Source organism: Streptomyces sp. NRRL F-6676 (genome assembly GCF_000725625.1).
In the GTDB taxonomy this organism is placed as follows: Bacteria; Actinomycetota; Actinomycetes; order Streptomycetales; family Streptomycetaceae; genus Streptomyces.
This window is the reverse complement of the sequence record NZ_JOHS01000094.1, coordinates 1-11,536: the sequence shown is the minus strand read 5'-3', so window position 1 is coordinate 11,536 and position 11,536 is coordinate 1. Positions and strand designations below refer to the sequence as shown.

The window sequence follows — 11,536 nt, the reverse complement described above, 5'->3', positions numbered from 1 at the left end:
ATAGGCCAGATATGGAAGCCGGGTGACCGGTGGAGTTGACTGGTACTAATAGGCCGAGGGCTTGTCCTCAGTTGCTCGCGTCCACTGTGTAAGTTCTGAGACAACGAACAGTTGTCGGCAGAGAGCTGAACGCTACTCTTCAATTGAAAAGTGTGCTTGTTCGCTCGAAACCATTAGGGTTTCGGTGGTCATAGCGTAGGGGAAACGCCCGGTTACATGGTACTGCAGGGGGGACCCTGTGGGAGAGTAGGACACCGCCGAACAATACTTGTAGAAAAGCCCCTGTACCGGGTGATCCGGTACAGGGGCTTTTTTGCGTTTCTTCAGGCATTGCTTCCAGGTAGCGTGGCCGTCATGAAGCACGTGATCCGACCCATACGTACCGACGAGTGGCCGGCTGTGAAGCGGTTGCGGCTCGAGGCGTTGCGGGACCCGCTGGCTCATCTCGCCTTTCTGGAGACGTACGAGAACGCCGTCGCGAGGCCGGATGCCTACTGGCAGGAGCGGACGGCGACCGCGGCGGAAGGGGCGCTTGAGCGGCAGCAGTTCATCGCCGAGGGACCCGACGGTGAGTGGGACGGTTCGGTGACCGTGATGGTGGAGGCGGCCGGGACGGAGGACTTCCTCGGGCAGGTCGTGGAGCGCGACCAGGGGCACCTGGTCGGCGTCTTCGTGCGGCCGGAGCAGCGTGGTAGCGGTCTGGCGGGGGCGTTGTTCGATGCCGCGCTGGAGTGGTCGTGGAGGATGGGGCTGCACCGCGTGCGGCTGTTCGTGCATGAGGACAACGGGCGGGCGGAGGCGTTCTACCGGAAGGCCGGGTTCGTGCCCACCGGTGTGACAGGTCCCGTGCCCGGTGACACCGGCCACCGTGAGCGGGAGTTCGTCATGCGGCGGCCGGTCGGCGGCGGCTACACCGGGAGCTGATAGCGCGGCCAGCGGGAGCGGAGTTGCTCGCGGGAGCGGAGCAGGGCCAGGGTGGGGAGGCCGCGGTCGGCCCCCGTGTCCAGGAGCTCCGGCAGCTGGGGAAGGGGGGCCACCGCCGCCACATCCTCCAGGACGAGGGCAAGTGGTGGGTCGAGGCGACCGGCGGATGACCGTTCGGCCATGCGGCGGCCGCGCTCGACCACGTGTGCGACGAGGGCCGTCAGCAGGGGCATCGCGCCGGGATGCTGCCTGGGGTCCTCGATGGGTTCACCGACCACATAAAGCGTTCCCCCTTCGTTGACGAAGGAATCCAAGGCGAGGGCGTCACTTCGGTTGGGAGTGCAGGCCTCGCGGATATTGACCGTGAACAGTGAGGACAGTGCGCGAGCCGTCAACTCCTGTGCCATGTCACGGCGGTCGGGGTGCGAGGTGAGGGCGGCCTCGAGTTCGCCGGCCGTGCCGGGCGACGCCTTGGGATTCGTCCGCAGTGCCCGTACGGCTTCCTGGACGCCGGTGCCCTGGGCCCAGCGGTGGAGGTGGCGGACGGTGCGGCCGTCCACCGCGGCGGCGTGCAGATAGCAGCGCAGCAGGGTCTCGGCGGTGTCCGCGAGGGCCTGGTCCATCTTGGCGGTGGGGCGGACGGGGGCGAGCAGGGCTTCCGCGCGGGCCTTCGCCGTCGCCTTCTCCTCGCAGCCGGCCGAGGGGGACCAGTGGAGCCGGGCCGGGGTGTCGCACAGGTGTGAGGGGTCGTAGAGGAGGACGGGACCGAGCTTGGTGCGGGCGTCCTTGGTCTCCGCCCACAGTGCGGGGTCCGAGGTGACGACGACGGCGGGGCCCGCGGCGTCCCGTACGGCCTGGACGGCCGCGGGGCGCCGGGAATCGGCGTGGCCGAGGAGGACCGAGGGGTGCTCCCAGCCGCCGGGCGCGGTCGCCGCGGCGGGGACCGGGCCCGGCGCCGTGGGTCCCGAAGCTCCGGGGCCCGGCGTCGCCGCGCTGTCGTTCCCTGCCGTCGCTCTGTCGTCCACCGCTGGACGTGGTGCCGGCACACCGGGGCCCGGAGGAGCAGCCGGCAGCGGCGGCGGGGTCGGCGTCGTCTGCCCCACTGGCACAGGCGGCTGCGCAGGCACCTGCGCCGGAGGCCCAGCAGGCCCCACAGGCCCCACAGGCCCCACAGGCCCCGCCTGCTCCACCGGCCACGCGAGCCCCGTCTGCCCCGAAGCAGCCGCCTGCTCCCCCGGCCCCAACGGCTCCGTCCGCTCTCCCCGCGCCTGCGGCGCCTCCGGCGCCACCCCGCGCATCGCCCGCCGCCGGGCCCGTACCGCTCGCCATCTCGTCAACGTGCCCATGACGAACACCGTCAGGACGAAGAGGATCATCAGCTGGGCGATGAACAGGCCCCAGAACAGCCCGTACCCCGAGAGCTGGTCCGCCGGGGTGTCCGGCCAGGCGCCCCGGACGTCGTGCGGGTGGCTCATGAGGTGCCGCATCGCCAGTGGGGTGCGCGAGAACGTCACGGCGTGCGGCCAGCCACCGGCGGTGAACAGGCCGGACAGGCCCGTGGCCGTCCACACCAGCACCGTCGTGCCGAGCAGGAACAGCAGAAGCCCTATGAGCAGCCCGTCCGGGACGCCGCCCCGGCCGCCGTTCGCGTTGCCGTCGTCGTACTGTCCGCCCTGCTGGTGACCGCGGTCTCCCGGTCTCATGTCGGGTCCACGCCTCCCCGCTGTTCCCGCGCCCTTGCCCACGCCCGGCTCCCGGACGGCGCCGACGGGCCGAGGCCCGCGCCGTCCCGCTCACCGCTCACCCTCTTTTACGCCACTGTCGACTCCGAGGAGCCGTCGAGGCCGCTCAGTTCGCCCAGATGGTGTTCCATGAAGGCCGCCGCCCGCTCCTCCGCCTCCAGTTCGGCGGCGCGCAGGGCGTCGTCCTCGGGGTGGTCGAAGGAGGACTCGGTCATCGCGCGGTCGGTGAAGACGAGCGGGCGTTCGGTCTCGGTGATCAGGTGCTTGACGACCTGGACGTTGCCGTTGACGTCCCAGACCGCGATGCCGGGCGTCAGCGTGGGGATGATCTCCACCGCCCAGCGGGGCAGGCCGAGGACGCGGCCGGTCGCCCGTGCCTCGTCGGCCTTCTGGGCGTAGATGGTGCGGGTCGAGGCCATCTTCAGGATGGCCGCGGCCTCCTTGGCCGCCGCGCCGTCGACGACGTCGGACAGGTGGTGGACGACCGCCACGAAGGACAGGCCGAGCCGGCGGCCGAACTTGAGCAGGCGCTGGAACAGCTGTGCGACGAACGGGCTGTTGATGATGTGCCAGGCCTCCTCGACCAGGAAGATGCGCTTCTTCCGGTCGGGGCGGATCCAGGTGTGTTCCAGCCAGACGCCGACGATCGCCATGAGGATCGGCATGGCGATGGAGTTGCGGTCGATGTGGGAGAGGTCGAAGACGATCAGTGGGGCGTCCAGGTCGATGCCGACCGTGGTGGGGCCGTCGAACATGCCGCGCAGGTCGCCGTCGACCAGGCGGTCCAGGACGAGGGCGACATCCAGGCCCCAGGCCCGTACGTCGTCCAGGTCGACGTTCATCGCCTCGGCCGACTCGGGTTCCGGGTGGCGGAGCTGCTCCACGATGTCCGTGAGGACCGGCTGACGCTCGACGATCGTCTCGTTGACGTACGCGTGTGCGACCTTGAGGGCGAAGCCGGAGCGCTCGTCCAGGCCGTGGCCCATCGCGACCTCGATGATGGTGCGCAGCAGGGCGAGCTGGCCGGTGGTGGTGATGGACGGGTCCAGCGGGTTGAGCCGGATGCCGTGGTTCAGGGCCGCCGCCGGGTCCAGACGGATCGGCGTTATGCCCAGCTCCTCGGCGATGAGGTTCCACTCGCCGACGCCGTCCTCGCCCTGGGCGTCCAGGACGACGACCTGGCGGTCGCGGAAGCGCAGCTGGCGCAGGACGTAGGTCTTCTCGAGGGCCGACTTGCCGTTGCCGGACTCCCCGAGGACCAGCCAGTGGGGTGCGGGGAGCTGCTGGCCGTAGAGCTGGAAGGGGTCGTAGATGTAGCCCTTCCCGGAGTACACCTCACGGCCGATGATCACACCGGAGTCGCCGAGGCCGGGGGCGGCGGTGGGCAGGTAGACGGCCTGGGCCTGGCCCGTGGAGGTGCGGACCGGGAGCCGGGTGGTCTCGACCTTCCCGAAGAGGAAGGACGTGAAGGCTTCGGTGAGGATGGACAGCGGGTCCCGCATGGGGCAGCCCTACCTTCGGATGCCGGTGGCGAACGGAAGAGTGTTCACGAAGGCGCGATGGTGCTCGCGGTCGCACCACTCCAGCTTCAGGTACGACTTTCCGGCCGAGGCGCGGATGGTGCGCTTGTCGCGGGCCAGGGCCTCGGGGTTGCGTGAGGAGACGGTGATCCAGCCGACCAGGTTGACGCCGGCCGCGCCGCTGGCGAGGTCCTCGCCGCGCTGGTCGAGCCGGTTGTTGGCTGCCATGTCGCGCGGGTCGACGGTGCGGTTCATCTTGGCGGCGCGGCTGGCCTCGGCGACGTCGTTCGTCTTCTCGGTCAGCATGCGTTCGATGGCGATCTCGGTGGGTTCGAGGTCCATCGTGACGGCGACGGTGCGGATCACGTCCGGGGTGTGGACGAGCAGCGGCGCCAGGAAGTTCACGCCGACCGGGGTCATCGGCCACTCCTTGACCCAGGCGGTGGCGTGGCACCAGGGCTCGCGGGTGGTCGACTCGCGGGTCTTGGCCTGGAGGAACGTGGGCTCCATGGCGTCCAGTTCGGCCGGCCAGGCGTTGCGCTTGGTCATCGCCTGGATGTGGTCGATGGGGTGGTCCGGGTCGTACATGGAGTGGATCAGGGAGGCGAGCCGGCCCTGGCCGAGCGGCTGGCGGACCCGGATGTCGGCCTCCTGGAGGCGCGAGCAGATGTCGGTGAGCTCGCGGGCCATGACGACGGCGAGCCCGGCGTCGCGGTCCACCTTCTGGCCGTGCTGGGAGCGGGCGGCGCGTGCCATGGCGTTCGCCTCGGCGGCCAGCTCACGGGTGAAGTGCATGCAGGCGACGAGGTAGGCGCGGTGCTGCTCGCTGCTGGTGGAGACCATGGACTGAAGTTCGTCGTACGAGCGCTGCAACCAGCCGGGGGAGCGCTCGTCGCCGCGCACGGCGACGTCCTTGGCGTGGGCGTCGGGGTCGGCGGGCAGGGTGCGGGCGAGCATCTGGAGCCGGGTGACGAAGCCGTCGCCGTTGGCCACGTGCTTCAGCAGGGTGCCGAAGCGGTCGACGAGGGCCTCCTGGTCCTCGCTGTCGCGCAGGCCGACACCGGGGCCCTCGATCTCGATGGCGGCGGTGACCGTGCGCCGGTCGGCGTGCAGCAGGACGGCGATCTCGTCCGGGCCGAAGGGAGCGGCGAGCCAGGAGATGCGGCCGATGCCGGGCGGCGGGCCGACCTCGACCTCACGGCCGTCGAGCCGAGTGCCGGCCTCCATGGCGACGCTGCGGTAGGTGGCGTTCCGCTTGACCGTGCGCTTGTAGCTGCGGTTGATCTCGAACCACTTGTAGACCGTGCGGCGCCGGTAGGGCACGTAGACGGCGGCGAGCGCGAGCAGCGGGAAGCCCATCAGGAGCACGATGCGCAGGGGGAGCACGGGGACGAGGAGCCCGCACATCATGCCGAGGAACGCGCCCGCGATGATCAGGGCGATCTCGCCCGTCTCGCGGTTGCGTCCGATGATCGCGTTCGGCCGGGCGCGGCCGATCAGATAGGTCCGGCGGGGCGCGATCGGATGGGACAGGTGGGACTCGGTCGTCAACGCCCTTCACCTCCCGTGCTCTTGGTACCGCTGTTGCGGGCGTTGCTGGCGTGTGGCGTGTTGACGGGGCTCGGACGCGGTGCGGCCGCGGGGGAGGGGACTGCTCCCCCGCCGCCGTTCCCCGTACGAGAGCTGTGGGCGGCGACGCCGCCGGAGGCGGGGTTGGACGGGCGGGCGCCGCCGGACGCGGAGCCGCCGCCCCCGCTGTTGTCGGCGCGGGTGCTGTGGGCCTTGATGCCCTGGGCGACGAAGGTGGCCGGGGAGCTGATGACGGCCGCGGCCTTGTTCTCGGCGCCCTGCATCATGCGGTTGTTGCGGCCGGCGGCGATCTCGTCGCCGAAGCCGGGGACGAAGCGGTAGATCATGGCGCTGGCGAAGATGGCCAGCAGGATGATCGCGAGCCCGGAGACGACGGCGGAGAACGAGTCGGGGCCGTCGTCGCTGGAGAGCGCGCCCGCGAGCCCCAGGACGATGACGATGACGGGCTTCACCATGATCACGGCGATCATGATGCCCGCCCAGCGGCGCACATGGCTCCACAGGTTCTTGTCGACCAGGCCGGCGTAGACGACCGTGCCGAGCAGGGCGCCGACGTAGAGCAGGGCGGCGCGGATGACGAGCTCCAGCCAGAGCACGCCGGCGGCGAGGATCGACACCAGGGAGACCACGATCAGCATGATCGGGCCGCCGCCGATGTCCTGTTGCTTGCTGAGCGCGCCGGAGAACGTGCCGAAGAAGGTGTCCGTCTGGTCGCCGGTGGTCTTGGCGAGGACGTCGGTGACGCCGTCGGTGGCGGAGACGACGGTGTAGAGGATCAGCGGGGTGAAGGCGGAGGCCAGCACCGTCAGCCACAGGAAGCCGATGGCCTCGCCGATCGCCGTGCCGAGCGGCACGCCGCGGACGGCGCGCTTGGCGACGGCGAGCAGCCACAGCACGAGGGTGAGGATCGTGGAGGCGGCGAAGACGACGGCGTACTGCTGTAGGAACTTGGTGTTGGTGAAGTCGACGGTCGCGGTGTCCTTGACGGCCTCGGACAGCTTGTCGACGGTCCAGGAGGCGGCGTCGGCGCAGCCGCGGGCGAGGGAGGAGAGCGGGTCGAGGGTGTCGCTGACGCCGGGGGAGTTGGAGGAGCCCGATCCGTCGGAGGAGGTGTTGCCCTTCTCGCAGTACTTGCGGGCGTCGCTGATGATGTTCTTGCAGTCTTCGTCGCCCGGGGTCGCCGAGGGCGAGGGGTCGGCGAAGGCGCGCGTGGCCAGCAGGACGGCGCCGGTCTGTACGGCGGTGACGACCGCCGCGAGCTTGAGTACGCGGTGCTTACCGGGCATACGTGAAGCCTCCGTACTCCTCGACGGCCTTGCTGATCTCGTCGGAGGCGGCGGCCTTGTCGTCACCCGGGACCGGGGTGGGGCCGTCCTTCTGCGAGTCCGAGACGATCTTCCAGTCCCCGTCGGCCCACCGCAGATCGAAGGTCCACGTCGACCACGACGTGGTCACCGGGTCCGTCGAGCCCGTACCGGCCATGCCGATGAGGCCCATGTACCAGACGGAGATGCTCGCGGTGTCGCCGCCGTACTCCTTGACCTTGCTGCCCACGGGGACGGCGCGGGAGACGAAGGTGCTGCCCGAGGGCGGGCTGCCGTCGGCGTCCAGCCCCATCCGCTTGAGGAAGCTCGGGGAGTAGGCGTCGTCCATCGGGCCTTCGAGCTTGCTCGCGGCGGACTTCGTGTAGACGGTGTCGACGATGACGTGCCGGGTGTCCTTGTTGAACATGCCGGTGCCCCCCATGGCCACGGCGTAGTTCGTCGCCGCGCTCTGCGCCCCCTGCTGGTCGTGGGCGTAGCCCGTGGGGATGCCGGAGGTTCTCGTGTTCACCGGGTCCTTGCCCGTGGGCGTCGTCGGGGCGGACTTCGCCTTGTCGCCCGACCGGGCGCCGTCCGACGACGAGCCACCCCCGTCGCCCCCGCCTCCGCCCCCGCCGCGGTTCGCGAAGGCGATCGCGGCGATGAGGAGGACGACGACGCCGACGACCGTCACCATGCTCCGCGAGGCCGCGCCGCGGCCGCGCCGCGCGCCCCCGTAGACGTCGCCGGGGCGATCCGGAAGCCGCGTACGGGTCTGGCCCGTGCCTCCGTAGCCGCCGTCGCCGTATCCCCCGTCGTCGCCTCGTGAAGCGGCGTCACCGTATCCGCGCTCGCCACCGGGACTCATGCCGCCCACGCCCCCTTCGACCTCGACCTCGTCCTCGTACCGGGACAACTCGCGCCCGCCCGCTCCGGTTCCGTTCCCCGCGCACCGGCGGAGCGCGCCGGAGTACGACGGTAACCGCGCTGCCCGAGCGGGGAGTGCGGTGCGACGGCTCGATGGTGACTGGACATCAGCTAAACGGAACCTCAGCCGGTGGGGCGCGAAGGGCGGACGGGTCGACGGGACCGGGGGCACGCCCGGCCGGGACCGACGGGGCGCCGGACGGCCACCGCCGGCGTGCTAGACGGCCATGCCGTACACGATCGTGAACACAGTGCCGAGCGAACCGATGATGAAGACCCCGGTCAGACCGGCGATGATCAGGCCCTTGCCCTGTTCCGCGCTGAACGTGTCGCGCAGGGCCGTGGCGCCGATGCGCTGCTTGGCCGCGCCCCAGATGGCGATGGCCAGGCAGAGCAGGATGGCGACGGCCATGACGACCTCGACCATCACGCGGGCCTCGTTGCCGAGGCTGCCGAACGGGCCCCAGTCTGGGGCGATTCCGCCGATGATGGTGTTGATGTCGCCTTTTTCGGCCGCGAAAAGCATCTAAGTCACCGCCCCTGTCGGGTAGTTCTCCGAACCTGTGCGCCACCGCGGTGCTGCGCGGAGGCCAGGCTCATTCTCGCCGACAATGCCGCTGTCGTATGTCGACTTGGCGTCATTGATTGGCGGGTTTCGTATGTTCTCTTGTCTTCCGGACCGCCCGGTGTCTCCTGGGGGACTCGGGGCGGTGTGCGGGGAATCGTATGGTCACTCTGTGTATCACGGCGGATTACGCCGGGCAATGACATGATGGCGGAACCTGTGCCGTGGTCCGGTCGTTAGCCCCTTTACGCCCCTGAGGCCCCGCCACGTCGACGGTGTGCGCCGCCGCGACCCCGGCCCTCCCTCGACGGCCCGGATGAGGCCGCCGCGCGACGGTGCGACCCCCGCGCGCCGTCCCGACGGAGATTGACGTGCCGTCGGCTGACGGCGCGGCAGTTCCGCGGGCGACGCATCACCCGTCCGGATGAAGGTTAACGCCGCCGACGGACAGTCGGGTGGGGAGCGGGGGACGAAGGGGGTCAACGGGGCGCCGGCCCGGGCGTCGGGCGGAACTGTGAGCAGGCCTCCTTCGTTGCCCGTGTTGCGGACCGCGGTGTTTGCTGTGGCAAGCCTGTTACGTAGCTCGGTTGCGCGAGTTGAGCAGCCTGGGGAACAGTGGTACGGGAGTCAGGCGTAAGGCACGCGTAAGAACGTACGAACGCAGGACGCAGAGAGTCGGAACAGTCAGGGGGAGCGATCGCATGAAGTTCGACATGGGTAACCAGACCCTGCAAACGCTGATGCGGGACTCGCGCGGGTCGGGTGACGACCTGGGCACGCTGATCCGCCAGCTGGTGCAGGCCGCGCAGCCGCTGGAGGGCAAGTTCAACGGCGCGGGCCGGGTGGCCTTCGACCAGTTCAAGGCGCGGGCGGACTCGATCACCTCGGACCTGAACTCGTCGCTGTCGGCGATCCTCGGCGGTCAGTCGGGCATGGAGTCGGCCTTCGGCTCCGGCGACCAGGAGCAGGGCGACAACGCGAAGCAGCAGATGTCCGCGGCCAACTTCGACGGGGCGCGGTTCGGCGCTCGCTAGACGTCGTTCGGGTCGCTCGGTGGTCAGGACTGGATTTCTTCTCACGGGGAGTGGTGTGTGATGGCGCAGGGAGCGGACCGTCGCTCGTACGACACGGGTGCGTCGGGTGACGCGCAGAGCAACATCCAGGCGGTCGTGGGCCGGCTGGAAGAGGTCATCGCGGCGCGCGACCGGCAGGTCAAGGCGGCGATGTCGGACTTCACCGCGGACGGCGTGGCGGACGAGTACCACGGCAAGGAACAGCGGTGGAACCGGGCCTCGCAGGAGGTCAAGAACATCATCACGCTGGTGAAGTCGACGCTGGAGAAGAACGACGGGACCGCGCAGTCGACGATCGCGCGGGCCAAGGCGGCGGTCGACAACATCGGCTGACGCGGCCGGTGGGCGGCGGTGCGTGCGTCGCCCGCCACCGCCGGGGCATGAGGGACGGACAGAGGCAGGAGCGGCGTCGGGGCCGGCATTACGGCAAGGGGCCCCGGCGCCGGAGTGGAACATGGACGGACTGACGAGCACGGGGGTGCGCACGTGTCGGGCTGGGATCTGAAGCCGCAGGGCATTCGGGGCGTGTTGACGACGACGGGCGAGACGGCGTCGAACATCGAGAAGCACGCGAAGTCGTACGGGGAGCATCTGACGTCCGCCGCGACCAGCGCCGGCACCATTTCCGCCGAGGGCGGCGGGCAGGGCGGCGAGAAGGCGCAGGGCGGCCTGGTCGCGCTGGCGCTGTCGCAGTACGCGGAGCACGCGACGACGGACCTCAAGTTCATCGCGGCCCGGGCGGGCAAATCGCTACAGGGCGCGGTCGACGCGACGACGGCGTACCTCAACGGCGACGAGGAGATGGCGGCCGAGGCGCAGCGCAAGGCGCTGTCGGCGCCGGACCTCGACCCGAAGATGCCCGGGGTGCAGACGGGATGATCGACCCCGCGAAGATTCCCCAGTTGTTCCAGGGGTTGTCGGCGTACTACACGGCTCCGGAGGCGGAGCAGTTGTTCGCGTCGACGAAGCCGGTGAAGGACCGTGCGGAGGATTTCGCGACGGATCTGGAGACGGTGTCCTCGGCCCTGTCGCCGGGACGAGATCACGACGACGGTCGCGGCGTTCTGGGCGGCGGAGCGGACCTGCCACAACAAGATCACGGCGATCTTCGGCGGCACGCAGATGGTCGCCGGGGACGGCTCCGATCGCAAGGACCAGTACGGGTTCAACGCGGAGGACCTGAAGAACGCGAAGCTGCCGTGGGGCGACCCGGTCGAGGAGAAGCACCACTGGTACGAGGTCGGCCACTGGGTGAAGTCGTTCGTGTGGGACGGCCTGATCGTGGACGGGGTGTGGGGCACGATCAAGGGTCTGGGCACGCTGGTCGGTTTCGGTGGCTGGGACGCGATGGGCCAGGCGTGGAAGGGCCTCGCCCAGCTGGCCACGGGCCTGGTCATCTCCTCCATCCCGGGTGCGGGGGCGTTGTTCTGGACGCTGCCGGACGACAAGCTCCCGTCCTGGCTGCGTGATTCGCGGGGCGTGGGACGAGTGGGGCAAGAACCCCGCACGGGCCGCGGGGGCGGTCACCTTCAACGTCCTCACCACCGTGTTCACCGGCGGCTCGGGCGCCGCGGCGTCGGGTGCGGGCAAGGCGGGCGCGGTCGCCAAGGTGCTGTCGGTGGCGGGCAAGGCGGGCAAGGTCATCGACCCGATGACCTACGTCATGAAGGGCGCCGGCGCGGGCCTGTCGAAGATCGGCGACATCAGCAAGGCCCTCAAGGGCGTCGGCAACATCGAGATCCCCACGCTCCCCGAGAACGCGTTCACGCTCCCCGAGGGTGCGCTGAAGCTGCCCGACGGCACGTTCCACTTCCCCGAGGGCGCGGCGGTCCCGGAGGGCGCGGTCAAACTCCCCGACGGGAACTTCCAGCTCCCCGAGCACACGGTGGCGCTG

Annotated in this window: 10 protein-coding genes and 1 pseudogene; 5 read left to right on the top strand and 6 right to left on the bottom strand. The window is 70.2% G+C overall.

What is annotated here, in order from left to right; all coding sequences use genetic code 11:
* Window positions 1-354 precede the first annotated feature (354 nt).
* Window positions 355-924, top strand: coding sequence for a GNAT family N-acetyltransferase (locus IO29_RS30735; protein WP_030383376.1), 570 nt, complete (start codon window positions 355-357; stop codon window positions 922-924).
* Here IO29_RS30735 and IO29_RS30730 read toward each other — a convergent pair.
* The 6 genes from IO29_RS30730 to IO29_RS30705 all read right to left on the bottom strand — a co-directional run bounded on the left by IO29_RS30730 (window position 909) and on the right by IO29_RS30705 (window position 8,530).
* Window positions 909-2,627 carry a type VI secretion protein gene (locus tag IO29_RS30730; protein WP_030383375.1) on the bottom strand — a complete coding sequence of 573 codons (1,719 nt, stop codon included), beginning with the start codon at window positions 2,625-2,627 and terminating at the stop codon, window positions 909-911. The two genes, IO29_RS30735 and IO29_RS30730, sit on opposite strands and share 16 nt — an antisense overlap.
* A 107-nt stretch (window positions 2,628-2,734) precedes the next feature.
* Window positions 2,735-4,168: an ATP-binding protein gene (locus IO29_RS30725; RefSeq protein ID WP_030383374.1), complete on the bottom strand. Its 1,434-nt coding sequence runs from the start codon at window positions 4,166-4,168 to the stop codon at window positions 2,735-2,737.
* A gap of 9 nt (window positions 4,169-4,177) precedes the next feature.
* Window positions 4,178-5,737: an SCO6880 family protein gene (locus IO29_RS30720; RefSeq protein ID WP_030383373.1), complete on the bottom strand. Its 1,560-nt coding sequence runs from the start codon at window positions 5,735-5,737 to the stop codon at window positions 4,178-4,180.
* Complete coding sequence (locus tag IO29_RS30715; protein ID WP_030383372.1) at window positions 5,734-7,062, bottom strand: hypothetical protein; 1,329 nt, start codon at window positions 7,060-7,062, stop codon at window positions 5,734-5,736. The genes IO29_RS30720 and IO29_RS30715 overlap by 4 nt, the downstream gene beginning before the upstream one ends.
* A complete protein-coding gene (locus IO29_RS30710) occupies window positions 7,052-7,945 on the bottom strand; it encodes a DUF8175 domain-containg protein (protein WP_030383371.1) in 894 nt (297 codons plus the stop codon). The genes IO29_RS30715 and IO29_RS30710 overlap by 11 nt, the downstream gene beginning before the upstream one ends.
* A 276-nt stretch (window positions 7,946-8,221) precedes the next feature.
* The gene (locus tag IO29_RS30705) at window positions 8,222-8,530 is read right to left on the bottom strand and encodes a hypothetical protein (protein WP_030383370.1); all 309 of its coding nucleotides are present in this window, start codon (window positions 8,528-8,530) and stop codon (window positions 8,222-8,224) included.
* Between the two features lie 740 nt (window positions 8,531-9,270).
* Here IO29_RS30705 and IO29_RS30700 point away from each other — a divergent pair.
* From IO29_RS30700 to IO29_RS30685, 4 genes and pseudogenes are all read left to right on the top strand, one after another.
* A complete protein-coding gene (locus tag IO29_RS30700) occupies window positions 9,271-9,603 on the top strand; it encodes a hypothetical protein (RefSeq protein WP_030383369.1) in 333 nt (110 codons plus the stop codon).
* A gap of 60 nt (window positions 9,604-9,663) precedes the next feature.
* A complete protein-coding gene (locus IO29_RS30695) occupies window positions 9,664-9,975 on the top strand; it encodes a pore-forming ESAT-6 family protein (protein ID WP_030383368.1) in 312 nt (103 codons plus the stop codon).
* A gap of 153 nt (window positions 9,976-10,128) precedes the next feature.
* On the top strand, window positions 10,129-10,521 hold the full coding sequence (locus IO29_RS30690; protein ID WP_030383367.1) for a DUF6507 family protein: 393 nt from the start codon (window positions 10,129-10,131) through the stop codon (window positions 10,519-10,521).
* A 26-nt stretch (window positions 10,522-10,547) separates the two neighbouring features.
* Window positions 10,548-11,536: pseudogene (locus IO29_RS30685) on the top strand (hypothetical protein); the annotation flags it as partial.

Excerpts from the sequence above, each read along its gene's own strand:
- IO29_RS30715 (WP_030383372.1), bottom strand. The coding sequence starts at position 7,062 with ATGCCCGGTAAGCACCGCGTACTCAAGCTCGCGGCGGTCGTCACCGCC.
- IO29_RS30725 (WP_030383374.1), bottom strand. The coding sequence starts at position 4,168 with ATGCGGGACCCGCTGTCCATCCTCACCGAAGCCTTCACGTCCTTCCTC.
- IO29_RS30710 (WP_030383371.1), bottom strand. The coding sequence starts at position 7,945 with ATGAGTCCCGGTGGCGAGCGCGGATACGGTGACGCCGCTTCACGAGGC.
- IO29_RS30705 (WP_030383370.1), bottom strand. The coding sequence starts at position 8,530 with ATGCTTTTCGCGGCCGAAAAAGGCGACATCAACACCATCATCGGCGGA.
- IO29_RS30700 (WP_030383369.1), top strand. The coding sequence starts at position 9,271 with ATGAAGTTCGACATGGGTAACCAGACCCTGCAAACGCTGATGCGGGAC.
- IO29_RS30695 (WP_030383368.1), top strand. The coding sequence starts at position 9,664 with ATGGCGCAGGGAGCGGACCGTCGCTCGTACGACACGGGTGCGTCGGGT.
- IO29_RS30730 (WP_030383375.1), bottom strand. The coding sequence starts at position 2,627 with ATGAGACCGGGAGACCGCGGTCACCAGCAGGGCGGACAGTACGACGAC.
- IO29_RS30735 (WP_030383376.1), top strand. The coding sequence starts at position 355 with ATGAAGCACGTGATCCGACCCATACGTACCGACGAGTGGCCGGCTGTG.